This is a genomic window from Halopseudomonas phragmitis (genome assembly GCF_002056295.1).
Classification (GTDB): domain Bacteria; phylum Pseudomonadota; class Gammaproteobacteria; order Pseudomonadales; family Pseudomonadaceae; genus Halopseudomonas; species Halopseudomonas phragmitis.
The window spans coordinates 1039490-1064898 of the sequence record NZ_CP020100.1 but is presented as its reverse complement, the minus strand read 5'-3'; the positions used below and the strand labels follow the sequence as shown (position 1 = coordinate 1064898).

The 25409-nt window shown below is 62.3% G+C and carries 23 protein-coding genes; 18 read left to right on the top strand and 5 right to left on the bottom strand.

What is annotated here, in order from left to right; translation table 11 throughout:
* The first annotated feature begins 86 nt into the window (after positions 1-86).
* On the top strand, positions 87-1676 hold the full coding sequence (locus BVH74_RS04965) for an ABC-F family ATPase (protein ID WP_080048999.1): 1590 nt from the start codon (positions 87-89) through the stop codon (positions 1674-1676).
* A gap of 37 nt (positions 1677-1713) precedes the next feature.
* The gene (locus BVH74_RS04960; RefSeq protein WP_080048998.1) at positions 1714-2658 is read left to right on the top strand and encodes an arsenic resistance protein; all 945 of its coding nucleotides are present in this window, start codon (positions 1714-1716) and stop codon (positions 2656-2658) included.
* Here the strand turns inward: BVH74_RS04960 and BVH74_RS04955 are convergent.
* On the bottom strand, positions 2655-3365 hold the full coding sequence (locus BVH74_RS04955) for a DUF1294 domain-containing protein (protein WP_080048997.1): 711 nt from the start codon (positions 3363-3365) through the stop codon (positions 2655-2657). The two genes, BVH74_RS04960 and BVH74_RS04955, sit on opposite strands and share 4 nt — an antisense overlap.
* 355 nt (positions 3366-3720) lie before the next feature.
* Here BVH74_RS04955 and BVH74_RS04950 point away from each other — a divergent pair, with 355 nt between their 5' ends.
* From BVH74_RS04950 to dksA, 5 genes are read left to right on the top strand one after another with little or no spacing between them, the layout of a single operon-like run.
* On the top strand, positions 3721-5691 hold the full coding sequence (locus BVH74_RS04950; protein WP_231705568.1) for a TonB-dependent receptor domain-containing protein: 1971 nt from the start codon (positions 3721-3723) through the stop codon (positions 5689-5691).
* Positions 5691-9566 carry a cobaltochelatase subunit CobN gene (gene cobN / locus BVH74_RS04945; protein ID WP_080048995.1) on the top strand — a complete coding sequence of 1292 codons (3876 nt, stop codon included), beginning with the start codon at positions 5691-5693 and terminating at the stop codon, positions 9564-9566. Before BVH74_RS04950 ends, cobN begins: the two co-directional genes overlap by 1 nt.
* A gap of 24 nt (positions 9567-9590) precedes the next feature.
* Positions 9591-10094: a MotA/TolQ/ExbB proton channel family protein gene (locus BVH74_RS04940; protein ID WP_080048994.1), complete on the top strand. Its 504-nt coding sequence runs from the start codon at positions 9591-9593 to the stop codon at positions 10092-10094.
* On the top strand, positions 10094-10399 hold the full coding sequence (locus BVH74_RS04935; protein ID WP_080048993.1) for a DUF2149 domain-containing protein: 306 nt from the start codon (positions 10094-10096) through the stop codon (positions 10397-10399). The genes BVH74_RS04940 and BVH74_RS04935 overlap by 1 nt, the downstream gene beginning before the upstream one ends.
* A 6-nt stretch (positions 10400-10405) precedes the next feature.
* Positions 10406-10825: an RNA polymerase-binding protein DksA gene (dksA, locus tag BVH74_RS04930; protein WP_080048992.1), complete on the top strand. Its 420-nt coding sequence runs from the start codon at positions 10406-10408 to the stop codon at positions 10823-10825.
* 3 nt (positions 10826-10828) lie between these two features.
* On the opposite strand, the gene BVH74_RS04925 is transcribed toward dksA, so the two are convergent.
* The 3 genes from BVH74_RS04925 to BVH74_RS04915 all read right to left on the bottom strand — a co-directional run bounded on the left by BVH74_RS04925 (position 10829) and on the right by BVH74_RS04915 (position 14606).
* Positions 10829-11962, bottom strand: coding sequence for a glycerate kinase (locus tag BVH74_RS04925; protein WP_080051623.1), 1134 nt, complete (start codon positions 11960-11962; stop codon positions 10829-10831).
* Between the two features lie 5 nt (positions 11963-11967).
* Positions 11968-13326, bottom strand: a complete 1359-nt coding sequence (locus BVH74_RS04920; protein WP_080048991.1) for a GntP family permease — start codon at positions 13324-13326, stop codon at positions 11968-11970.
* 188 nt (positions 13327-13514) lie between these two features.
* A complete protein-coding gene (locus tag BVH74_RS04915; RefSeq protein ID WP_080048990.1) occupies positions 13515-14606 on the bottom strand; it encodes a sugar diacid recognition domain-containing protein in 1092 nt (363 codons plus the stop codon).
* A gap of 114 nt (positions 14607-14720) precedes the next feature.
* On the opposite strand from BVH74_RS04915, the gene BVH74_RS04910 reads away from it, so the two are divergent.
* Entirely contained in the window at positions 14721-14918 is a 198-nt protein-coding gene (locus tag BVH74_RS04910; RefSeq protein ID WP_080048989.1) for a hypothetical protein, read from the top strand.
* An 8-nt stretch (positions 14919-14926) separates the two neighbouring features.
* Here BVH74_RS04910 and BVH74_RS04905 read toward each other — a convergent pair whose 3' ends face one another.
* Positions 14927-15865, bottom strand: a complete 939-nt coding sequence (locus BVH74_RS04905; protein ID WP_080048988.1) for a LysR family transcriptional regulator — start codon at positions 15863-15865, stop codon at positions 14927-14929.
* A gap of 139 nt (positions 15866-16004) precedes the next feature.
* Here BVH74_RS04905 and BVH74_RS04900 point away from each other — a divergent pair, with 139 nt between their 5' ends.
* The 10 genes from BVH74_RS04900 (at position 16005) to tsaA (ending at position 25369) form a co-directional block, all read left to right on the top strand.
* Positions 16005-17420, top strand: a complete 1416-nt coding sequence (locus tag BVH74_RS04900) for an acetyl-CoA carboxylase biotin carboxylase subunit (protein ID WP_080048987.1) — start codon at positions 16005-16007, stop codon at positions 17418-17420.
* Positions 17421-17517: 97 nt separating this feature from the next.
* Positions 17518-19320, top strand: coding sequence for a sodium-extruding oxaloacetate decarboxylase subunit alpha (gene oadA, locus BVH74_RS04895; RefSeq protein ID WP_080051622.1), 1803 nt, complete (start codon positions 17518-17520; stop codon positions 19318-19320).
* 33 nt (positions 19321-19353) lie between these two features.
* A complete protein-coding gene (locus BVH74_RS04890; protein ID WP_080048986.1) occupies positions 19354-20061 on the top strand; it encodes a carbonic anhydrase in 708 nt (235 codons plus the stop codon).
* Positions 20062-20119: 58 nt separating this feature from the next.
* A complete protein-coding gene (locus BVH74_RS04885; RefSeq protein WP_080048985.1) occupies positions 20120-21052 on the top strand; it encodes a sodium-dependent bicarbonate transport family permease in 933 nt (310 codons plus the stop codon).
* A 10-nt stretch (positions 21053-21062) separates the two neighbouring features.
* Positions 21063-21365 carry a P-II family nitrogen regulator gene (locus BVH74_RS04880; protein WP_080048984.1) on the top strand — a complete coding sequence of 101 codons (303 nt, stop codon included), beginning with the start codon at positions 21063-21065 and terminating at the stop codon, positions 21363-21365.
* A 98-nt stretch (positions 21366-21463) separates the two neighbouring features.
* Positions 21464-21955, top strand: coding sequence for a 5-(carboxyamino)imidazole ribonucleotide mutase (gene purE, locus BVH74_RS04875; RefSeq protein ID WP_080048983.1), 492 nt, complete (start codon positions 21464-21466; stop codon positions 21953-21955).
* Positions 21956-21965: 10 nt separating this feature from the next.
* Positions 21966-23051, top strand: coding sequence for a 5-(carboxyamino)imidazole ribonucleotide synthase (locus BVH74_RS04870; RefSeq protein ID WP_080048982.1), 1086 nt, complete (start codon positions 21966-21968; stop codon positions 23049-23051).
* A 90-nt stretch (positions 23052-23141) separates the two neighbouring features.
* Positions 23142-23666, top strand: coding sequence for a DUF3299 domain-containing protein (locus BVH74_RS04865; RefSeq protein WP_080048981.1), 525 nt, complete (start codon positions 23142-23144; stop codon positions 23664-23666).
* 84 nt (positions 23667-23750) lie between these two features.
* Entirely contained in the window at positions 23751-24680 is a 930-nt protein-coding gene (locus BVH74_RS04860) for an alpha/beta hydrolase (protein ID WP_080048980.1), read from the top strand.
* Positions 24677-25369, top strand: coding sequence for a tRNA (N6-threonylcarbamoyladenosine(37)-N6)-methyltransferase TrmO (gene tsaA / locus BVH74_RS04855; RefSeq protein WP_080048979.1), 693 nt, complete (start codon positions 24677-24679; stop codon positions 25367-25369). Before BVH74_RS04860 ends, tsaA begins: the two co-directional genes overlap by 4 nt.
* Positions 25370-25409: the final 40 nt, after the last annotated feature.

Here is a 25409-nt window from a genome sequence, read left to right as displayed (position 1 = left end):
GACTGTCATCGCGCCGCATTGCCCGCTACAATGCCCGGCCCGCGCGTTCTGCCCGGTCCTACATTCTCCACCCGCAGGTTTCCATCGTGATCTCCACCGCCAACATCACCATGCAGTTCGGCGCCAAGCCGCTGTTCGAAAACGTTTCCGTCAAATTCGGCAATGGCAACCGTTACGGCCTTATCGGCGCCAATGGCTGCGGCAAGTCGACCTTCATGAAGATTCTGGGTGGCGAGCTGGAGCCCTCGGCCGGGCAGGTGATGCTCGAGCCCAATGTGCGTCTGGGCAAGCTGCGCCAGGACCAGTTCGCCTATGAGGAACACACGGTACTGAACACCGTGATCATGGGCCATGAGGAACTGTGGAAAGTGCATGCTGAACGCGATCGCATCTACTCGCTGGCGGAAATGAGCGAAGAAGACGGGATGAAAGTCGCCGAACTGGAGACAGAATACGCTGAACTTGACGGCTACACCGCCGAATCCCGCGCAGGCGAACTGCTGCTCGGACTGGGGATTCCACTGGAACAGCACCACGGCCCGATGAGCGAAGTCGCTCCCGGCTGGAAGCTGCGCGTGCTGCTGGCCCAGGCGCTGTTTTCCGATCCCGAGGTACTGCTGCTGGACGAACCGACCAACCACCTGGACATCAACACCATCCGCTGGCTGGAAACTGTGCTGACTGCGCGCAACAGCACCATGATCATCATTTCCCACGACCGCCACTTCCTCAACAGCGTGTGCACCCACATGGCTGACCTGGATTATGGCGAGCTGCGGCTGTTCCCCGGCAACTACGACGAATACATGACCGCCGCCACCCAGGCCCGCGAGCGGCTGCTCTCGGATAACGCCAAGAAGAAGGCTCAGATCGCCGAGCTGCAACAGTTCGTCAGCCGTTTTTCGGCCAATGCCTCCAAGGCCAAACAGGCCACCAGCCGGGCCAAGCAGATCGACAAGATCCAACTCGAAGAGGTCAAACCCTCGAGCCGGGTCAGCCCGTTCATCCGCTTCGAGCAGTTCAAGAAACTGCACCGCCAGGCAGTGACTCTGGAGAATGTCAGCCAGGGCTTTGACGGCGAGCTGCTGTTCAAGGGCCTGAATCTGCAAATCGAGGCGGGCGAACGAGTGGCGATCATCGGCCCCAACGGGATCGGCAAAACCACCCTGCTACGCACTCTGGTCGGTGAGATGGCGCCGATCAATGGCGAGGTGAAATGGGCCGAGAGCGCCGATATCGGCTATTTCGCCCAGGATCATGCCGACGACTTCAAGGCCGACTGCACCCTGTTCGAGTGGATGGCACAGTGGACCCAGGGTGGCGAGCAACTGGTGCGCGGCACCCTCGGACGCATGCTGTTCTCCAACGATGAGATCGGCAAGTCGGTGAAGGTGATCTCCGGGGGCGAGCAAGGCCGCATGCTGTTCGGCAAGCTGATCCTGAAAAAGGCCAACGTGATGCTGATGGACGAGCCAACCAACCACCTCGACATGGAGTCGATCGAGGCGCTCAACCTGGCGCTGGAGAACTACCCCGGCACGCTGATCTTCGTCAGCCACGACCGCGAGTTCGTCAGCTCGCTGGCCACCCGCATCATCGAGCTGTCGGCCAATGGCGTGACCGACTTCTCCGGCAGCTACGACGACTACCTGCGCAGTCAGGGCGTGCTGGTTTAAGCTCCAGAGGGTGTACAAGCGGCTGAGGAGGCCTGGTGTGGACCGACTGACACTGGAGCGCCATCAGCTATGGCTGTATCTGGCGGCGATCAGCGCCGGGCTCGGTCTCGGGCACAGCCTGCCCGATCTGGCTGCAGCACTGGAGCGGCTGATATGGCCAATGCTGATCGCGCTGCTGTTCTGCACCTTCCTGCAGGTGCCGCTGCTGCATGCCCGCGCCGCGCTCGGCGACCGCCGGTTTCTCACCGCGCTGCTGTGCGGCAACTTTCTGGTCATACCAGTGCTGGTCTGGGGCCTGATCCAGTGGCTGCCGGATCAGCCGGCCCTGCGCCTGGGCGTACTGTTGGTGCTGCTGGTGCCCTGCACTGACTGGTTTATCAGTTTCACCCAACTGGGCCGTGGCGATACCGCCCGCGCTATCGCCGTCACCCCATTGAACCTGCTGTTGCAGGTCTTGCTGTTGCCGCTGTACCTCTGGCTGCTGAGCGATACTCCGGACTACCTGACGCTGGCGCCGCAGCTATTGGCCGCCGCGGTGCTGGTGGTGTTGCTACCGCTGCTGCTGGCAGCCCTGAGCGAGCGCTGGATCGAGGCACGCAACGGCCGTGAGCACCTGCGTGAACAACTGGCCTGGTGGCCAATTCCGTTGCTGGCACTGGTCATTGCGCTGATTGCCGCCAGCCAGGCCGAGACCCTGGCCGATGCGCTGCCGCTGCTTCCGAGCGTGGTCCCGATCTATCTGGCCTATCTGGCTCTGGCCCTGCTACTGGCTGCGGCCCTGGCCAGACTCTGGCGGTTACCGATAGCTCAGCAGCGCACCCTGGCGTTCAGCTTCGGCACCCGCAACTCCTTTGTGGTCCTGCCGCTGGCCCTGGCCCTGCCCGCCGGCTGGGAGCTCACCGCCCTGGTGATCGTCGTCCAGTCCCTGGTCGAGCTGCTGGGCATGCTGTTCTTTCTCTGGTGGCTACCGCGCCGCCACTAACCCAGGGCGCGCACCAGCAGATGCCCAAGATAGCGCCCATCCAGAACCAACCAATCAACCCAAAAGACCTGGTGCGCCGCCACAATCAGCCAGAAAGTGCTCTGGTAACTCACCTTGCGGGTCTTGTGCCGAAACACCTGCTGGGCCACCAGTGCCCCCGGCCAGCCACCCAGCAGCTCAGCGGCATGCAAGGTCGTTTCCGCGGTGCGCCAGCGACCTTTGCTGGCCTTGTGCTTATCCGACCAATACAATAGAAAACAGAACACACTGACCAGCAGATAGGCCATCAGCACCCAACCGTTGCCGGTGAGCAGCAGTTGTACTGAGGCAACCGCCGGCAAGACCAGCAACAGGGCAAAGACCAGCAACTTCAGACCGGGATTGCGCATGCCCTGTGACGCCTTTACCGGCGGGTATCTGGGCGAGTCTGCGCGCTGCGGCCGAGCGGTTGGCGTCATACCCGCTCGCGGCTTTTTACGAATGGCCGGCCGATCCAGCGCCAAACCTTCCGCACGCATATGCTCAGCCCGCAGACGCCCCTGTTGGTCACGCCCGGCCACATAGAGAACCTTGTCACCCTGATTGGGCCGGCGATCACCGCGCATGGCGGATATGTGCACGAACAGGCGGTCACCGCCCTGCTCCGGCAGGATAAAGCCAAACCCCTTATCGTCATTCCAGCTTTGCAGTGTGCCGCGCTGTTCCATCTAGCGACCTCGATTATCCAAAAGTAGGCCGCGCCATTGTCTATCAGTTACCTGATGGCCGCTATCCCCACATCCAGGCTTGCTCCAGAACGCCCTTATCAACCCCCAGCATACACACCTGCCAGCTCAATAATCGCAGTGCTGGCCAATTCATGGATGAAACCCATTTAATTGTTATGTTATAACAATATTAGAGCAACAATAGCCCGCTCAATGCCCGGGCTCATTCTGCGACCGCCTTCTACAAGCGCGTATGAGCCTGGCGATCCGAGCCATACCCGTAAAACTGCCAACCTTCCAGCGGCACCATGTCACGGCCGGTTGGACCACAACAATGCCAGCAAGGATTCAAGCCATGAACGCGAGACGTGAGGCCGCCAGAGGCTGCCTGATCGCACTGATACTGATGGGGAATAGTGCCTGGGCGCAAAAGCCCGGATCACACCAGCAAGCCGCAGTGGACGATATCACCCGGTTGCCTGCGACGGTTGTCACCGCTACCGCCTCCGTGCGCGACGAGAGCAACGCGCCAGCCAGCGTGAGCGTCATCCGCGGCGCCACCCTGCGCAACCAGCCCGTCCATGACCTGGCAGATGCCGTGCGCAACAGCGTCGGGGTCGATCTGGAGAACGTCGGGCTGGGGCGGCGCGGCATTTCCATTCGCGGCATGAGCTCCGAACATACACTGATGCTGATCGACGGCCAGCGGATCAATACCTCCGCATCAGCCATTGCCCACTCGGATTTCGAGCTGGGCTGGATACCCACCGAAGCCATCGAACGGATCGAAATCGTACGCGGGCCCATGTCATCGCTGTATGGCTCCGAGGCACTCGGCGGTGTCGTCAATGTGATCACCCGCTCCGCCACCGATCACTGGCAAGGTTCGTTCAGCAGTTATGCAACGATCAACGACCACAGCCTGGACGGCAATCAGTACAAGACTGGGTTCTATCTGGGCGGGCCGCTGGTGCCAGGCAAGCTGGGACTGAATGCCTGGGGTGAGTTCAGGCACCGGGAGGCCCTGCGTGATACAGAGAACCGCGCCCTGGCGGCACTGGATGATCAACGAGCGCTGAACGGCCACCTGGGACTAAGCTGGACGCCCGACGCCAACCAGCGCATCGACGCCTCGCTAGAGGCAGGCAATGAAGATCAGAAAGGCGCACGCAGCAGCACCGCAAGTCCTTTCTACAAGGTCGAGAACGATGTTCAGCGCCGCCGCTACTCGCTATCGCATAGCGGTGACTGGCACTGGGGCCAGTCCCAACTGCGGCTGTATCGTTCCACTCTGGAGCGCAAGGCTTACCGCAGTGATGGCGGCAATGCCAGCGGCCCCAACACCTTTACCGACACCGTGCTGGACGGGCGGACAGGCTTCATGGTCGGCAGCCATCACAAGCTGACCCTGGGTGCCGAAACCCGGCGTGAAAGCCTGGAAGACCCTACGGTCAACCGCCGTGGCAAGCAGTCTCAGGATCATTACGCGCTGTTCGCCCAGGACGAAATGTGGCTAGGCCGGCAATGGGAGCTGGTATTGGGCAGTCGCTTCGACCGCCACCAGGACTTTGGCTGGGAAACCAGCCCACGGGCCTACCTGATGTTCCATGCCAACGATGAGCTGACCTTCAGGGCCGGGGCCGGGCGCGGCTTCAAGGCGCCGTCACTTAAGCAGCTGTCGCCGGAATTCGAGTCACGCGCTGCCATCGGTGGACGCGGCATCATCCGCGGCAACCCGGACCTGAAGCCGGAAACCAACCAGTCCTACGAACTCGGCGCCACACTTGACCGGGGACGCTGGACCACCAGCGCCATGCTGTTCCACAACGATGTGAAAAACCTGATCGAGACCGTGCGCCAACCCACCTGTTTCGAGCCAGGCCGCATCTGCCTGGAGTACGAAAACATCGCCAAGGTGCGTCTGCAGGGACTGGAGCTTAGCGCTGGCGTGGATCTGCTGACGAACCTGAGACTGGACAGCAACTACACCTACCTGGACGCTATTGACCGCAGCGCCGACCAGCGCCTGGCCGACCGCTCCCGCCACCGCGCCAACGCCACACTGGCCTGGGCCGTACAACCGCAACTGGCCACCCGGCTGCGCAGCGAATACCACGGCTCGCAGTACCGCTCGGCCACCGAACGCGATCGGCCCGGATATACCCTGCTGAGCTGGTATGTGGACTATGAGCTGAACCACAACCTGAGCCTGCATGGCGGGATCGAGAACCTGACCGACAAGCGCCTGGCCAACGATGACCCCGAGCGTTACGACCGCGCCGATGAAGGCAGGCGCTACTTTGTCGGTCTGAGTGCGAGGTTCTGATGCCGCTGCTGCGTTGTCTCAGCGCTGTTGCCGCGCTACTCCTGTCCGGGCTGGCAATGGCCCAGAGCGCCGGCCCGGTGGTCCTGTTCCTGCACAACAGCTTCGTGTCAGCGGAGAAGTTCCATCTTTTGCAGCCTACTGCCCAGTCGCAACAGTTGCAGCTTGAGCATCTGAATGTCGAAACCAGTGACGCCGATGCGTTGCTGGCGGCCATCGAGCATAGCCAGCTGGTGGTGCTCGATGTACCACGGCCAAATGACCGGGCCCGGGTCAGCGCTGCGGTGCAGCCACTGATCACTGACCAGCCGCTACTGACCGTCGGCGGCGGTCCGCCGGCCTGGGAGCGGCTGCCGGCCCCGGTGGGTGGCGCACTGGCGGGACTGTATGGCGCTGGCGGTGAAAGCAACTTCCAGCGGTTCTTCCAGTTGCTTCACGCGCTGCTACACGGGGAGCCAATCCCGCCGGCCCTGCTGACGGCTCCCGAACGCCTGCCCGCCACCGGCTTCTACCACCCGCAGGCACCGCAGCTGTTCAGCCGCCAGCAGGATTATCTGGCCTGGCAGGCAACACGGGCGCAGAATTTCAACGGCAGCATCGCCTACCTGATTCATTCGGGCGTAGTAGGCGACATGCTGACCCGCGAGCTAGACCAACTGATCGAGCGCAGCGAGGCCGCCGGCCTGCTGCCGCAGGTGTTCTGGTTTGACGCCTCGCAGGAGCAAGGCTTGCCTGGCGTGTTCAGCCACCAATTCCCGGATGTACTGGTCAACCTGACCCACATGCAAAATGGCTCGGCCCGCAGCCGGGACTTCCTGGAACTGGACATTCCGGTTATCCAGACTTTGCGCTTTCGCGACGGTGAAGCCCGTGACTGGCCACAGGCAAGCAGTGGCGTTAGCCCAGGCACGACCGCGGTTTTCCTCGCCGGGCCTGAAGGCTGGGGGATTAGTGACCCCCTGGTGCTGTCGGCCAGCACAGCGGGGGTGGATGATCTGTTGCCAGCTCAGGCCGATGCACTGATTGCCAAACTGCAACGACTGGTCGCCTTGCGCCGCACAGCCGCCCAGGACAAGCAACTGGCGCTGATGTTCTGGGACTACCCGGCTGGCGAGAAAAACCTGGGTGCATCCAACCTCAACCTGCCACGCAGTATCGTCTCCATCCAGCAGGCCTTATTGGCCGAAGGGTATCGGGTTGGCCCACCTGTTACCGAACAACAGGTGATCAGCAAGGCCCAGCTCATGCTCGGCGCGCTCTATGGCAGCGTCGCCCTGACCACTCTGCTGGCTGAGGATCTGGCCGTTTCTTACCCGCTGAGCGAGTACCAACGCTGGCTCGACAGCTTGCCCCAACGCCGCCGGCTCGAACTGCAGCAGGCCGGCGCGGCAAGCCAACACCGCGCCGTACACCAGATTGATGGCGAACGCTATTTCATCATCCCGCGCTGGCAGCTCGGAAACCTGCTGATCATGCCGCAAATGCCGCGCCAGGCCGAACCCCACGATCACTATCACGATACCGCCAGCGCCCCCGACCATCTGTACCTGGCGGCCTATCGCTATCTGCAAAACCGCCATGCCCTGATTCACCTGGGTACCCATGGCACCCAAGAGTGGCTGCCGGGCAAGGATCGCGGCCTGGCGGCCGATGACTACCCCTGGCTGAGCGCTGGCCACCTGCCGATCTTCTACCCGTACATTCAGGACAACGTGGGCGAAGCCATTCAGGCCAAACGCCGTGGCCGCGCGGTGACCATCAGCCACCAAACGCCCCCCTTCGCCCCGGCCGGACTCTACGACCAACTGCGAGACCTGCACCATCTGATTCACGAATATGAGCAACTGGACGCCGGCATGGTCCGCCATCAGGTCTCCGAGCAGATCCGCACGACGGCGATTGCCGCCCACCTGCACAAGGATCTGGGCTGGAGCGAACAGCAAAGCGCCAGCGATTTCGACACGTTTTTCCAACAACTGCACGACCATCTGCACGAACTGGCCCGTATAGCCATGCCACTGGGCCTGCACACCTTTGGTCAGCCGGCTGAACAAGCGCAGCGCATCAGCACCATCATGCAGCAGCTTGGTGAGCCCTTCTATGCGACCCTGGATACCGACAGCGAGGAGCTGTTTGTCAGTGATCACTCCGAGTTGCCGGACAGCCCGGCCTACCGTGCCGTGCGCCAGATGCTCGACAGCGAGCAGACCCAGCACTTGCCCGCTGCGCTAGCGGCCCATGCTGAACGGGCCCGGGAACTGGACCGGCACCTGCGCGATACCCAGGAAAATGAGGCCCTGTTGGCCGGCCTGGCCGGACGCTTCGTCGCTCCAGGCCCCGGCGGCGATCCGATCCGCAACCCGGATGTGCCCAGCGGGCGCAACCTGTACGCCTTCGAGGCGGACAAGATACCGGCACGGGCCGCCTACCAAAGCGCGGCCCACGCCCATGAGCAACTGCTGCAGGCATTTCGGGCTGAACATGGCGGTGAATGGCCAGAAAAGCTGGCTTTCAGTCTGTGGTCGTCAGAAGCCATCCGCCATCTGGGCGTTACCGAGGCCCAGATACTCCACACCCTGGGCCTGCGGCCGGTCTGGGACGCAGGCGGGCGGGTAAGCACGCTGGAGATCATTCCGGCCGCCGAGCTGGGCCGCCCGCGCAGCGATGTGGTGGTGCAGGTTACCGGGGTCTATCGTGACCAGTTCGACAGCTTCATGCGCCTGCTGGACGATGCCCTGCAACGCCTGGCCGAACTGGATGAACCCGGCAACCCCATCGCCGACAACAACCGCCGAATCGCCGCCAGCTTGCAGGATCACGGCATGAGTGCTGAGCAGGCGGCCGCCGCTGCAGGCTATCGGATCTTCAGTAACGCACCGGGTGAATACGGCACCGGCGTGCCTGAGCTCGCACTGCGCTCAACAGAATGGGATGACGAAGCCGAATTGGCCCAGCAGTTTCTTGCCAGCAGCCGGCACGCCTACGGCAGTCAAGGCTGGGGTGACAACCCGCCACAGGCTAACCTGCTGGCCGAGCAGTTGCGCGGCACCCAGGTCGCCATCATGTCGCGCTCATCCAACCTGCACGGCGTACTGTCGACCGATCACCCGTTCGAGTTTCTTGGTGGATTGTCCGCCGCCATCCGCCACCTCGACGGCAAGGCTCCGCAGTTGCTGATTTCCGACCTGCGTAGCAATGAGGTCAAAACCACTGCCCTGGCTCGTTTTCTCGCCGACGAGTTGCGCGTCCGCTACCTCAATCCACACTGGATTGGCGCCATGCAGCAGGAAGGCTATGCCGGGACGCTGGAGGTACTCAACGCCACCAACAACCTGTTTGGCTGGCAAGCCGTGGATACCTCAAGCGTGCGTGATGATCAATGGCAGGCGCTGTTCGATACCTATGTCAGCGATACCCGCGAGCTGGGTACAGGCCAGTGGTTCGAGCAACACAACCCCACCGCCCAGGCACAGATACTCGAACGCATGGCCGAAGCCATGCGCAAGGGCTACTGGGATGCATCAGCACAGACCCGTCAGCAACTGGCCGAGCGCTGGCAGCAGTTGCAACAGGAGTTTGCCGTGGATAGCGGCAGCCCGCTGACCCGCCAGTTCATTGCCGACATGGCCCAGGGTTTCGGCCTGGACGGTACAGCCCCAGACCTTGCCAACTCGGCCCCAGCCGAGACCAGCAATGCAGCCGCCGCAACAGCCAGCGAGCAGCCCTTGCAGCAGGTTGAGGGACAGATGCTGGAGCCCGTCGAACCACCAGCAGCCGAAGACCTCAGCCGCCAGCTCTGGGTTCTGGCACTGATGCTGTTGCTGATCAGCGGCGGCGCTCTCCGGCAGCTGCGCCAAACCACTCAACCCACCCCATGACTACACGGGAAAACCGAGAGCCCCATGACCGTATTTACTGAAATTGAAACGCTGCTATACGCCGTATCCCGCCTGTTTCTGGCCCCGGTAATGCTGCTGATCGCTCTGGCTCTGGCCTATGCCCTGGTGGTGCTGGGTGCTTTTGCCGTGGAGGCCTGGCAACGACGCCAAGGCACGCATGGCCATGCACTGTTTGTTCATGCCCGGAAAGGCAACGGCACCTGGCTGGCCAGTGACGATCTTGAGCTGTGGATCATGCAGCGCCTGGAATGGCTGCGTATCGTGTCGCGTACCGCCCCCATGCTTGGTTTGATCGCCACCATGATCCCGATGGGACCGGCTCTGCTGGCTCTGGGCAACAACGATGCCGGAGCTGTCGGTCGCAACATGGTCGCTGCCTTCTCAGCCGTGATCCTGGCGTTGCTGGCGGCCAGCATCTGCTTCTTCATCCTCACCGTGAAACGTCGCTGGCTGCTTGAGGATCTGCGCCAGATCGAACGCCAGCGCCAGGACGGGGGCAGGCTCTGATGCGCTTTCTCGACGATGAAGACAACGACCCTATGCTGTCGGTCGTCAACCTGATAGACCTTTTTCTGGTCATTATCGGCATTCTGCTGATAGTGATCGCCCAGAACCCCCTGAACCCTTTCACCCAGGACCGCGTAGTCGTTATCGAAAACCCGGGTGAAAGCGACATGCGCATTACCATCAAGGATGGCCAGGAACTGACCCGCTATGAATCCAGCGGCGAAGTCGGCCAGGGCCAGGGCGCCCGCGCGGGGGTAACCTACCGTCTAGATGACGGCCGCATGATCTATGTGCCGGAGAGCTGAGCAACCATGAAAAACACCCCCCTTACCGCCGAAACACTGCTGCGCGAGCCCGCGCAGAACTACATGAATGAAGCCCAGCAAAGCTTCTTCCGGGAATTGCTGCTAAGCCAAAAATATGAGCTGCAGGAAAGGATCGACAACGAATTCCGCGACCTGCGCGAATACCAGCCGGAAAGTGATCCGGCCGATATCGGCAGTAGCGAAGAACAGCGCCAGTGGCAGTTGCGCATGCTGGAGCGGGAAAAGAAGCTGCTGGACAAGATTGACCAAGCGCTTGAGCGCCTGGCTCGGGGTGAGTACGGCTGGTGCGAGGAAACCGGTGAACCCATTGGCCTGCAGCGCTTGCTACTGCGCCCCACCGCCACCCTGTGCATTGAAGCCAAGGAGCGGCAGGAGCTCAGGGAAAAGCATCAGCGCGAGCGCTGAGCGTCAGCGCCTGGCCAACCGCCACAGCCGGGCAATATCCACACTCCGGGCCTGAAGTTGCTGCGCCGCAGCGTCCAGCGCGTTCTCCAGCGCCATGGGCCCCGGAGTCAGGCTGAAGGCGGCATCGATGCCAATCTCGTACAGGCGCTGATAACCTTCACCGAGACTGCCGGCCAGGGCGATCACCGGAACCCCGGCAGCACGCGCGATCCTGGCCACCCCGGCCGGGGTCTTGCCGTGCAGGGTCTGGCCATCGAGCCGGCCTTCGCCGGTGATCACCAGATCGGCGCCCTGCACCGCTTCGGCCAGACCGGACAACTCGGCAACCAGTTCAACCCCCGGGCGGAAGCTGGCTGCCAGAACCGCCCGTGCGGCAAACCCCAAGCCACCTGCCGCGCCTACCCCCGGTACATCGCGCTCATCACGGCCCAGAGTCTGGGCCATGACGTCGGCAAAATGCCCCAGCGCCCGGTCAAGCAGCTCGACCTGAGCGGCAATCGCACCTTTTTGCGGGCCGAACACCTGCGAAGCCCCGCGCGGTCCGCACAGGGGATTATCGACATCGGCAGCCACTTCGATGCGCGCAGTGGCCAGACGCGGATCCAGGCCACTCAGATCAATCCGCTGCACGTTGGCCAGCGCCGCACCACCCGGCGCCAGTGATCGGCCGGCGGCATCCAGCAGCCGTGCGCCCAGAGCCTGGAGCAGGCCGGCCCCGGCATCATTGGTGGCACTGCCACCCAGCCCCAGGATAATCCGCGTCGCCCCGGCATCCAGCGCTGCGCCTATTAGTTCACCGGTGCCAAAACTGCTGGTGCGGGTAGCATCGCGACGCGCCAGCGGCACCCAGTGCAAACCACTGGCGGCAGCCATTTCGATCACGGCCCGACCATCGCCCAGCCAGCCCCAATGAGCCTCTACCGGCTCACCCAGCGGTCCCTGAACAGTCACACTGCGGCGTTCGCCACCGCTGGCGGCCAGCAGCGCATCAACCGTGCCTTCGCCACCGTCGGCCATCGGACACAGGCGAATGTCGGCCTGGGGATAAACCTCGCGCCAGCCGGCAGCAATGGCCTTGGCCACCTGTGGGGCGCTGAGGCTTTCCTTGAATGAATCGGGGGCGATAACCAGTTTCATGTTCATTACAGCAGTACCAGACTCAACAGCCAGACAGTAAGGATACCAGCCAGCCCCTGGACCAGCGTGGCCATGGTCTGGGCCTTGTAGGCGGTGGCCACATTCATGCGGCTGAACTGAGTAACCACCCAGAAGAAGCTGTCATTGGCGTGCGACACGGTCATCGAGCCTGCACCAATGGCCATCACTGTCAGAACCCGCCCCATATCGCTGTCCAGCCCGAGCTGGCCAAGCAGCGGCGCCACCAGCGCCGAGGTGGTGACCAGCGCCACCGTGGTCGAGCCCTGAGCCGACTTCAGCGCGGCCGCCACCAGGAACGGCATGAACAGGCCAATCCCCAGGGTCGACAGGGTTTCTCCCAAATAGTCACCCAGCGGCGTGGCCCGCAGGACCGCACCAAAGGCGCCACCCGCGCCGGTGATCAGCAGGATCGGCGCGGCAGACTGAATGCCTTCAACCACCCGGTCATGGAACTCCTGACGCTTGTTGTCCGCTTTCAATAAGCTACAGGCCAGCCCCAGGCCCACTGCGAGCGCCATGACCGGCTGGCCGAGGAAACTCAGCACGGTGAACAGCCAGCCTTCGCCAAAGGGCTTGCCCGGCAGACCGGCGATAGTCCCCAGACAGATCAGGGCAATCGGCACGAAGATCGGTGCAAAGGCCTGGGTGGCGCTGGGCAGGGTGCCGTAGCGGGCGCGCATCTGTTCGTAATCCTCGCTGGCCAGCAGTGGCGCACCGTCGTCTTCCAGCGCAATGTCCTTGCCAATAAAGCGGTTGGCCCACCACATCCCGGCCAGAGCGGTAATGAAGGACACCAGCAGACCAACCAGAATCACCAGCCCGAGGCTGGACTCCAGGCCCAGATTGCCGGCGGCCGCAATCGGCCCCGGGGTCGGCGGAACAAAGGTGTGGGTGGCGTACAGCCCAGTGGCCAGCGCGACGCTCATGGCGATCACCGAGATTTTCATGCGCGCGGCCAGGGCATTCTTCAGCGAGTTGAGAATCACATAGCCGGAGTCGCAGAACACCGGCACCGAGACCAGATAGCCGATGATCGACATGGTCAGGGTTGGAAAGCGCTCACCCAGCAGGCGGATCACGGTTTCAGCCATGGTGATCGCCGCGCCGCTGCGCTCAAGGATCACCCCGATGATGGTGCCCAGGGCAATGACGATACCGATGTAACCGAGAATGCCGCCAAAACCGCTGGTGATGTGCTTGACGATATCCACCGCCGGCACCTGATAGGCAAAACCGGCCAGCAGCGCGGCGCCGAGCAGGGCGAGGAAAGGGTGCAGCTTGAGGCGAGTCGTCGCCAGAACAATGAACGCGATCAGTACGACCAGAATCAGAACCAGGCCCATGGGTGGCCTCCTTTCTTATTGTCTTGTCCGTCGATAAGCCAGGGCCATCGCACACTCACAGCAACGGCGGTGTATGCGAAGCGCCCTCGGCCAGCCGCTCATTGTCGCCTAGCATCGGCACAAAATCCTCGGACACAGGCACGGTATTCATGGGTCATATCGGGGGGAAATTTGTGCGCGCGCACAATTCAGTCGTGATCCACCCCCTGCAACAAGGCCAGCGCCAGGCTCAGCCGCTGCCGTGGCTCGGCCTGGAACAGCTCCAGCCCGGTCACCCGGCTGATGCGCTCCAGCCGATAGCGCAGGGTGTTGCGATGAATCCCCAGACGTTGGGCACACAGTTGGCTCTGGGCACCGCATTCAAGCCAGTCACGCAGGGTCGCTTCCAGCACGCCCTGGCCATCGGCCTGGCGCAGCGCCCGCACCGGCGCCAGCAGACGCTGAACCAACCAACTGCGACGCTGGGCATAAAGCAATACCAGCACCTGTTGGTCGGCCAGATACAGCAGCCGCGCAGCCTGTGCCACGTCAGCATAGTCGCGCAGAGTACCGAGCGCCTGACAGGCTTCGCGCAATTCGGCCAGTTGTTCGACCGGCTCGGCGACCAATAGCCGGGTTACTGGCCAGGCGCGCCGCTCGGCCTGCGCCAGCCAGGCCTGATCGGCCGCAGGCTCCTGGGGCGGACGCAACCACAGCAACTGACGGCGACCCAGCGGCAACAGCAGTGGCCCGGTCCGCTCGCGCAACTGATGGGCAGCGTCGGCACGCTCATCCAGACAGATCAGCGCGGCCTGCAACGGCCAGTGCAAGGTCAACTCCAGGCGCTCCAGTTCACTGGCAAGCGCCGGTAGCGGGTAATCGCTGTCCAGCAGTTCAGACAGCCAGCGCTGCAATTGCTGCTCTTGCCACTGCCGCTCGGCCTGCAAGGCACGCTGTTCCACCAGCATTTCCGCCGTCATGCGCACCAGCTCGGCGAACGGTCGAACTTCCTCGGGATCACCGGTGATCCCGAGCACGCCCACCAGTTGCCCGGCGTTGAACAACGGCAGGTTGACGCCCGGCCGCACGCCCTGCAGGCAGGCGGCAGCCTGGGCATCGAGCTCTACCACCCGCTGGTTGCTGAGAACCAGTTGGGCGCCCTCGTGACGGGTATGCAGACGCTGGCGATCTCCGCTGCCAATAATCAGCCCGCGCGTATCCATCACGTTGATGTTGTAAGGCAGGATGGCCATGGCCCGATCAACAATATCCTGGGCCAGGCCGGCGTCGAGTTCGATCATCAGGGCTCTCCACGAATTGAATTGAGCATACCAGGCCCACTGTCATCAGTCCGTCATCGCCTTGCGGCACAGTGTTCGGGTACTGCCCGACAGCCACCCCGGGAGGATGCCAGCATGGCTTTTGATCCTGATTACCGTAGTGACACCAGTACCAGCAACCTGCGCAGGGAGCGCCGGCGCGAAGAAGACAAAAAGCGCATGGCCTATCGTCGTGCAATCGAGGACTACCGCGACAGCCAGGCTCTGCACGCCCAGGTCTGCGACTATCCGGAGCTGATGAGCAGGCAGCGCGAGCGCTGGCTGAACGTCTAAGACGCTACTCAGCCAGCAACAAAGCGCTCGGCCAGGGTCCGCACCTGGACCCGCTCTTCGCGCAGGAATGCCAGGAAGGCCTCAGCCACCGGGCTCAGCCGCTTGCCGCGGGCATGCACCGCGCACCAGCTGCGGTACAGCGGCAACTCGCTGAAGTCCAGCCGGACCAGTTCGCCACTGCGCAGGTAAGGCGCCGCCGCGTGCTCACTGACCAGCGCCACTCCCAGGCCGGCCAGTGCGCCGTGTACCATGCTTTCGCCCGAACCCATCTGCATTAATTGCTGCAGATGCACTCGTTTCTGCTGGAAAAATTCATCGACCGCCTTGCGCGTCCCTGAGCCCTGCTCACGCTCGAGCACCACCTGCTGTTCCAGTGCCGTCAACGCCAACTCCGCCTGCCCGGCCAGTGGATGGCCGGGATGGGCCACGGCGATGATCGGGTTGTTCAGAAACGGAAAGAACTCCAGCGCCCGGTCTTCCGGCACCAGCGCCATCAGCACCACATCATCGCGATTGTCCTGCAAGCGCTGGATCACCTGCGATCGGCGGGTCACCTCCAGACGAAAAACCACCTCCGGATAACGTTGGCGAAAGGCCGCCAGCAGATGCGGTGTCAGGTACTGGATACTGCTGACCACCGCCAGCCGCAGCTCACCGCGCAGGCTGCCCTGCAGGCTCGACAACTGCATGTCGAGGCTATCCAGACGATTGAAGATATCCTCGCTGGCCGCCAGCAGGCTAACGGCCGCCTCGGTCAGATAAAGCTTTTTGCCAACATATTCAAACAGTGGTGCGCCGACCTGCTCTTCCAACTGACGGATCTGCTGGCTGACCGCAGGCTGGGTCAGCGCCATGTCCTCGGCCGCCCGGCTGTAGGACTGACTGGAGCACACCGCCTGGAACACCTGCAACTGCCGCAGGGTCATGCGGAGCAAGGACTTGCGCATGATGGTCTAACCTTTAGAGATGAATGAAATGAGTATTCATAAGCAATAGCTTATATCTGATCCAATAATTATTCATTTCACTTGATGGGTCGCCAGGCGTAGCTTGGTTGTACCCGATCACCACCACGAGGAAACGGCCGTGATCAAGAAAATCCTGATCGCCAACCGGGGCGAAATTGCCGTACGCATTGTCCGCGCCTGCGCGGAGATGGGCATTCGCTCGGTCGCGGTGTACTCCGACGCCGACCGTTATGCCCTGCACGTCAAACGGGCCGATGAGTCCTACAACATCGGCAGCGACCCGTTGGCCGGTTACCTGAACCCCCGGCAACTGGTCAATCTGGCCGTTGAAACCGGCTGTGATGCTCTGCACCCGGGCTATGGCTTCCTGTCGGAAAACGCTGAACTGGCAAAGATCTGCGCCGAACGCGGGATCAAGTTCATTGGCCCAAGCGCTGAGGTCATCAGCCGCATGGGTGACAAGACCGAAGCCCGGCGCAGCATGATCGCCGCCGGAGTACCGGTCACCCCCGGTACCGAAGGCAATCTGGCCAACCTCGGCGAAGCTTTGAGCGAAGCCGAGCGCATCGGCTATCCAGTCATGCTCAAGGCCACCTCCGGCGGCGGTGGCCGGGGCATCCGTCGCTGCAACTCGCGCGACGAACTGGAACAGGCCTGGCCACGGGTGATTTCCGAAGCAACCAAGGCGTTTGGCTCTGCCGACGTATTTCTGGAAAAGTGCATCGTCAATCCCAAGCACATTGAAGCGCAGATTCTGGCCGACAGCCACGGCAATACCGTGCACCTGTTCGAACGTGACTGCTCGATCCAGCGGCGCAACCAGAAACTGATCGAGATCGCCCCCAGCCCGCAACTGACTCCCGAGCAGCGCGCCTATATTGGCGATCTGGCGGTACGCGCGGCCCAGGCGGTCGGCTATGAGAACGCCGGCACTGTGGAGTTCCTGCTCGCCGATGGCGAGGTGTACTTCATGGAAATGAATACCCGGGTCCAGGTCGAGCACACCATTACCGAGCAAATCACCGGTATCGATATCGTTCGCGAACAGATCCGCATCGCCTCCGGCCTGCCGCTATCGATCAAGCAGAGCGATATCCAGCACCTGGGTTACGCCATCCAGTTCCGGATCAACGCCGAGGACCCGAAGAACAACTTCCTGCCCAGCTTCGGCAAGATCACCCGCTATTACGCCCCGGGCGGCCCCGGGGTCCGGGTCGATACCGCGATTTATACCGGCTACACCATTCCACCCCACTACGATTCGATGTGTCTGAAGCTGATCGTTTGGGCCCTGAGCTGGGACGAAGCCCTGGACCGCGGCCTGCGTGCGCTGGACGACATGCGTCTGCAAGGGGTCAAGACCACCACCGCCTACTATCAGGAAATTCTGCGCAATCCGGAGTTTCGCAGCGGGGTGTTCAACACCAGTTTCGTCGAGAACCATCCGGAACTGACCCAGTATTCGATCAAACGCAAACCGGAAGAGCTGGCGCTGGCGATTGCCACCGCGATCGCCGCCCACGCCGGACTATGAACAGCTTGAAGCTGGAAACTGACGCTGCAGGCCGCTCATGCGGATCGTGCCTGCAGCGTTCAGCTTCAAGCTTCCGCGTTACCTGGAGATGAGAGCCATGACCAAACGCATCACCGTCACCGACACCATCCTGCGCGACGCCCACCAGTCGCTGCTGGCCACCCGGCTGCGCACCGAAGACATGCTGCCGATCTGCCCGAAACTGGATCAGGTCGGTTACTGGTCACTGGAAGTCTGGGGCGGCGCAACCTTCGACGCCTGCATCCGCTTCCTCAAGGAAGACCCCTGGGAGCGCCTGCGCCAATTGCGCGAAGCACTGCCCAACACCCGCCTGCAGATGCTGCTGCGTGGTCAAAACCTGCTTGGCTATCGGCATTACAGTGACGACGTAGTACGCGCGTTCGTCGCCAAGGCCGCCGAAAACGGTATCGACGTGTTCCGCATCTTCGATGCGATGAACGATGTACGCAACCTGAAAACCGCGATTGAGGCGGTCAAGACTGCAGGCAAGCACGCCCAGGGCACAATCGCTTACACCACCAGCCCGGTGCACACGGTCAAGGCCTTCGTCGAGCAGGCCAAGGCCATGGCGGCGATGGGTGTGGAGTCGATCGCGATCAAGGACATGGCTGGCCTGCTCACCCCCTACGCCACCGCCGAACTGGTCAGCGCACTCAAGGCCGAACTGACCCTGCCGGTGTTCGTCCATTCGCACGACACCGCCGGTCTGGCCAGCATGTGCCAGCTCAAGGCTATCGAGGCCGGCGCTGATCATATCGATACTGCGATCGGCGCCATGGCCTGGGGCACCAGCCACGCCGGCACCGAATCCATGGTCGCCGCGCTCAAGGGCACCCCCTACGACACCGGCCTGGATCTGGAGCTGATCCAGGAAATCAGCATGTACTTCCATGAAGTGCGCAAGAAGTACCACCAGTTCGAGAGCGAATTCACCGGGGTCGACACCCGAGTGCAAGTCAATCAGGTGCCGGGCGGGATGATGTCCAACCTGGCCAACCAGCTCAAGGAACAGGGGGCGCTCAACCGTATTCAGGAGGTGTTCGAGGAAATCCCCCGAGTGCGCGCCGACCTCGGCTACCCCCCGCTGGTGACACCGACCTCACAGATTGTCGGCACCCAGGCGGTATTCAATGTCCTGGCCGAAGAGCGCTACAAGACCATCACCAATGAGGTCAAACTCTACCTGCAGGGCCGCTACGGCCAGGCCCCAGGGCCGATCAACGAAACCTTGCGGCGCAGTGCCATCGGCAACGAGGAGGTGATCGATGTGCGCCCGGCCGACCTGCTCAAGCCGGAAATGGACAAGCTGCGCAGTGACGTCGGCAGCCTGGCCCAGAGCGAGGAGGACGTGCTGACCTACGCCATGTTCCCCGACATCGGGCGCAAGTTCCTCGAAGAGCGCGCAGCCGGCAGCCTCAAGCCCGAAGCCCTGTTGCCGCCACCCGGCGCGGCGGGCAAGCCGGTGGCCCAGGAAGGGGTGCCGACCGAATTCATCATTGATGTGCATGGTGAAAGCTACCGGGTCGACATCACCGGGGTCAGCGTCAAGGGCGATGGCAAGCGGCACTTCTATCTGAGCCTGGACGGCATGCCCGAAGAGGCGGTGTTCGAGCCACTCAACTCCTTCACCGGCAGCTCCGGCAACCAGCGCAAGCCAGCCAGCCAGCCCGGCCATGTGACCACCAGCATGCCCGGCAACGTCGTTGAGGTACTGGTCGCGGTCGGCGACACGGTCAAAGCCGGCCAGGCAGTACTGGTCAGCGAGGCGATGAAGATGGAAAGCGAGATCCAGGCAGCGATTGCCGGAACAGTCAAGGCCGTACACGTGGCCAAGGGTGACCGGGTCAATCCGGGCGAGATTCTGATCGAGATCGAATAAGCCGACGCACGGGCACAGCAGACGGGAGGCTGAATGGACAAACTTGAGGATCTGCCAGAACCGGCAGCACTGTCACTGCGCAAGATCGTCGACGGCCACAAGTACTTTCACGATCAGGTGTACCCAGAGCAGCGGGAACTGTTCCACAAACTGGCCCACGAGCAGGCACCCAAGGTCATGTTCATCACCTGCGCCGACTCGCGGGTAGTGCCGGAACTGATCACCCAAAGCGCTCCCGGCGATCTGTTCGTCACCCGCAACGTCGGCAACGTGGTCCCGGCCTACGGGCAGATGATGGGTGGGGTCTCGACCGCCATCGAGTTCGCGGTCATGGCCCTGGGAGTACATCACATCATCGTCTGCGGCCATTCTGACTGCGGCGCGATGAAGGCCGTGCTCAACCCTGCCGAGCTGGAGCGCATGCCCACGGTAAAAGCCTGGCTGCGTCACGCCGAGGTCGCCAAAGAGGTGGTTCAGCAAAACTGCGCCTGCTGTTCGGCCGACTCGATGCTTGAACTGCTGACTGAGGAAAATGTGGTGGCCCAGCTCAATCACCTGAGCACCCACCCCTCGGTCGCCGCCCGACTGGCCAGCGGCGAGTTGTTCATCCATGGCTGGGTTTACGATATCGAGACCTGTCGTATCCGCGCCTACGATGCCGAGCGCGGCGAGTTCCGCCCGCTGGACGATGAATCGCTGCCCATGGCCACGCCCCGGGCCCGGTATCCGCAGCAGCGCTGAAGCATGACTACACTGACCTTGCAGACCTTAGCCTTGCAGCCCTAACAGGAGTTACCCCATGGGTTGGGATCCCGTTGTCCTGTTCTTCGTCTTCGGCCTGGTAGCCGGACTGGTGAAGAGCGAACTGAAACTGCCACCGGCACTATACGAAACCCTGTCAATCATCCTGCTGCTGGCCATCGGTCTGCACGGCGGGGTCGAGCTGGCCGCTCAAGCCAGTCCGGCGCTGCTCGGCCAGACCCTGGCGGTACTGGCCTTCGGTATAGTGCTGCCTTTACTGGCTTTCCCACTGCTGCGCGCACTGCGTTTCGGCCGTACCGATGCCGCCAGTATCGCCGCCCACTATGGCTCAGTCAGCGCCGGGACCTTCGCGGTGGTAATCGCCTACTTGCTGGCCCGCGAGATCGTCTTTGAAAGCTACATGCCGCTGTTCGTCGCGGTGCTGGAAGTGCCGGCGATCATCGTCGGTATCCTGCTGGCCAAAGGCGTCAGCCGCGATACTGACTGGAAAGCCCTCGGCCATGAAGTCTTTCTAGGCAAGAGCATCATGCTGCTGCTCGGCGGCCTGGTGATCGGCCTGCTGGCTGGCAAGGAAGGCATCAAGCCACTGGAGCCACTGTATACCAGCATGTTCAAACCGGTATTGGCGTTCTTCCTGCTGGAAATGGGCCTGATCGCTTCACGCCATCTGGGCAGCCTGCGCACGACTGGCGTGCGCCTGATCATCTTCGCCTTGCTGTTCCCGCTGCTCGGCGCCCTGCTTGGCGCCCTGCTCGGCCACGCCATGGGACTGTCGGTTGGCGGCATGACCGTGCTCGCCACTCTCGGCGCCAGCGGCTCCTATATCGCGGTACCGGCGGCCATGCGTCTGGCTCTGCCGGAAGCCAACCCGGCGCTGTCACTGACCGCTTCGCTGGGTATCACCTTCCCATTCAATATACTGGTGGGCATCCCCCTGTATCTGTCGCTGGCCGAATGGCTGGCCGCCTGAGGAGTTCGACATGGAACTGCCAACCCGTACCCTGCTAACCCTGATCTGTGAAGCGGCCCTGGAAAATCGCCTGATCAGGGATCTGGAACAGCTCGGCGCTCCCGGCTGGACGTTGTCCGACGCCCGCGGCAGCGGCACCCGCGGCATCCGCAGCGCCGACTGGGACACCGATGGCAATATTCGCCTGGAAGTGATTTGCAACCGCGAGCTGGCCGAGCACATCGCCCGCCACCTGCAAGAGCGCTACTACGATAACTTCGCCATGGTTTGCTGGCTGAGCCAGGTCGAGGTGCTGAGGGCGGAGAAGTTCTGACCACCGGCTTATGTGGTTTAGTATCATTGTTCGCGTATAATGTCCGGCTTTTCATTTCCGTCCGCCGCCTGGCGGGCCTTTGAGCGAGGCAGCGAACGATGACCGCACTGGTTGGCGTGATCATGGGCTCCAAATCCGACTGGTCGACCCTGAGCCATACGGCCGACATGCTGGAACAACTGGGCATCCCCTACGAGGTCAAAGTAGTCTCGGCCCACCGCACTCCGGATCTGCTGTTCCAGTACGCCGAACAGGCCGAAGAGCGCGGCATCGAGGTGATCATCGCCGGTGCTGGCGGCGCCGCGCATCTGCCTGGCATGTGTGCGGCCAAGACCCATCTGCCGGTACTCGGCGTACCGGTGCAGTCGTCGATGCTGTCCGGGGTCGACTCGCTGCTGTCGATCGTGCAGATGCCAGCCGGCGTACCGGTGGCTACCCTGGCGATCGGCAAGGCCGGGGCGATCAACGCCGCGCTGCTGTCAGCCAGTATCCTCGGCGCCAAGCACCCGCAATTTCACCAGGCGCTGAAGCAGTTCCGCGCCCGCCAGACCGAAACCGTGCTGGACAATCCCGACCCGCGTCAGGCCTGAGGAAAGAACCATGAAGATCGGCGTTATTGGTGGTGGACAACTCGGACGCATGCTGGCCCTGGCTGGCACCCCGCTGGGCCAGCAATTCGCCTTTCTCGACCCTGCGCCGGATGCCTGCGCCCAGGCCCTGGGTGAGCATATTCGGGCCGACTACGGTGATCGTGACCATCTGCGCCAACTGGCCGATGAAGTCGATCTGGTGACCTTCGAGTTCGAAAGCGTACCAGCCGAAACCGTCGCCTTTCTGTCCCAGTTCGTACCGGTTTATCCCAGCGCCGAAGCCCTGCGCATCGCCCGTGATCGCTGGTTTGAAAAGTCGATGTTCCAGGATCTGGGGGTACCGACCCCCGAGTTCGCCGATATCCAGTCGCAGGACAATCTGGATGCCGCGGTCAAACGCATTGGCCTGCCAGCCGTACTCAAGACCCGCACCCTGGGCTATGACGGCAAGGGCCAGAAAGTCCTGCGTCACCCCGAGGACGTTGACGGCGCCTTTGCCGAGCTGGGCAGCGTCCCCTGCATTCTTGAAGGCTTCGTACCTTTCACCGGCGAGGTGTCACTGATCGCCGTACGTGGCCGCGATGGCCAGACCTGCTGCTACCCGCTGGTCCACAACAGTCACGAACAGGGCATCCTGCGGCTGTCGGTGGCCAGCACCAACCACCCGCTGCAAAGCCTGGCCGAAGACTATGCCAGCCGGGTGCTGGACAAGCTCAATTATGTCGGCGTGCTGGCCTTCGAGTTTTTCGAAGTCGACGGCGGTCTGAAAGCCAATGAAATCGCGCCCCGGGTCCACAACTCCGGACACTGGACCATTGAAGGCGCCGAGTGCAGCCAGTTCGAGAATCACCTGCGCGCCATCGCCGGCCTGCCGCTGGGCTCGACTGCCAAGGTCGGTGAAAGCGCGATGATCAACTTCATCGGCAGCGTGCCGCCGGTCGAGCAAGTCACCGCTCTCGCCGACTGCCACCTGCACCACTACGGCAAGGCCTTCAAGGCCGGCCGCAAGGTTGGCCATGCAACCCTGCGCTGCAGCGATTCAGCCGTGTTGCAGGCTCGCATTGATGACGTGCTGCAGTTGATCGACAAGGGCTAAGTCGTACTGGTCAAGCCGGCTGTGATCAGTGAAACTGCGACCCTGATTCTATGTCTCAGTTTCCACACCCACTGACACCGAGCCGACCCTATGCGCCATTGGTTGTTCTTGCTGATCTGCCTGCCCTTGCTGGCCCAGGCCACCCCGAAAACCCTCGACTGGCTCGACCTGTTGCCGGAAGAGGATTATCAGGCGCTGCTGGATATGCCGGAGATCGATCACGACTGGACCGAAGAGGCGCCGGGTACCTTTAGCGAAAGCCTGCGCCAGCGCGATGACAGCCTGCCCGAGGTGATGTATTCGACCCGGGTAGTGGCCGAACTGGACGGCCAGCAGGCACGAATCGCCGGCTTTCCGGTACCGCTGCAAACCAACGAACGCGGGCTTTTCACCAGTTTTTTCCTGGTCCCCTATGCCGGCGCCTGTATCCATGTACCACCACCGCCACCCAACCAGATCATTCTGGTTGACTACCCCAGGGGCATTGCCATCGACGATCTTTACGATGCCTTCTGGATCAGTGGCACCCTGCATGTCGAGCAAAGCAGCAACGAGCTGGCCGATGCCAGTTACCGCTTCGACGCCGAACGGGTCTGGATTTACGACGGCGAATGACCGACCATCCCCCGCATGGGTGACCAGCCCAGTGCCGGTGATCCATTATGCTGTCACTCTACAATCACCGTTTCGGGAGCCCCAATGGACATACTGCTTGGACTGATCGGCCTGACCATATTGATCGTCGTGTATCTGCGCCGCTGGTTGCTGGACAAGGAAATTCCGCAGCAGCAGGCCATGGACTTCGACGGCGAGCTGTATCAGGTTGGCGAAGCGGTGATTGCCCGCCGACGCTCGGCCAATCCGCGCTGCAGCGTGATAGTGATGCCAGGCTTCATGGAAAACTTCCTGTATTTCACCGAGTTCTATCAGGATCCTGAGATCGAGCTGATCATGCTGACCAGCGGCGACTACCATGTGCCGGTCAATGATCCGCGCTTCCAGCAGGCTTCCTGGGCCAGTACACCGCAATACCCTCTCGGCACCATTGCCTACGACGCCAGCGTACTGAATCAGGCCCTGGCGCATCTGGTCAGCACTGATCTGATCCGCGTCCATGGCCATTCACGCGGCGGCGCCGTGACGCTCGAAGCGGCTCGCCAGCGCCCTGATCTGTTCGAGCAGGTCGAGGTACTGCTCGAAGCGCCGGTACTGCCCCAGGGCCAACCTTATACTCGGATTCCAGGCCCAGCACTGTGGTTGATGCCCTATCTGCTGCTGCTCTGGCAACAGCAGCCGATCTCCGAGCGCAACCGCAAAATTTGGGGTCCGCTGGACAACCCGCGCAAGCGTGAGCTGATCATGGGGGTGCCCTTCAACCCCAAACGCTGCCGCACCATGCTGGCCAATCTCAAGGATATGGCCAACTGGATGGAAGAGCACGGCAGTGAACTGTTTGCCCATGTCAAAAGCGGCGCAATCCTGGTCCCGGGACATGACCGGGTTCTGCAACCAGCGGCCATGCTGGCCAGTGCCCGTCAGGCCGAAAATCTCCAGGTCATCGAAGTGGAAGGGGGTAGTCACTTCGTGACACCAGATCACCCTGACAGTATCCCGCCGCTGCCAGCATGAGCTACTGTTTCGAACCTATCGGCGTAGTGCACTCCTGCTTCGCTGAGAAATTCGCGATCCCGCGCCAGCCAAGCCTGGCGCCGGCTGCCCGCGCAGTCCTCGAGCTATACCCGCCGTTTGACCAGCCAGAGGCGCTGCAAGGGCTGGAAGGGATCAGTCATCTGTGGCTGCTGTTCGTATTTCACGCCGCTGCCAGCGGTCCTGAGCATCTGCGGGTGCGCCCACCGCGCCTGGGTGGCAATCAGCGCATCGGTGTGTTCGCCAGCCGCTCGACCCATAGGCCCAACCCGATCGGTCAATCGGTGGTCAAGCTCGAAGCCATTGAGCCCGGCCGTCTGCTGCTCTCCGGAATCGACCTGCTTGATGGCACCCCGGTTCTGGATATCAAACCCTATGTACCCTATGCCGATAGCGTTGCACCGGCCTACAATCACCTGGCCGAGCAACCGCCAGCCCTGATTCCTGTGAGCTGGAGTCCCGAGGCTCTGGTCCAGGCCGATGTCGAGGCCAGTCGCTTGCACCAGCCAGTCCAGGAGTTGATCGAGCAGTGCCTGACCCAGGACCCCAAACCTGCCTATCAGCAGCCTGGCCCGGAGCGGGTCTACGGGGTGCGCTTCTGGGATATCAATGTGCGTTGGCACTACCCTGAGCCTGGGCGCATCCGGGTGCTGTCGGTCACGCCGGTCTGAGCTTTCTATAACCAAGTACCGATCAAGTGCAAGTGCATCC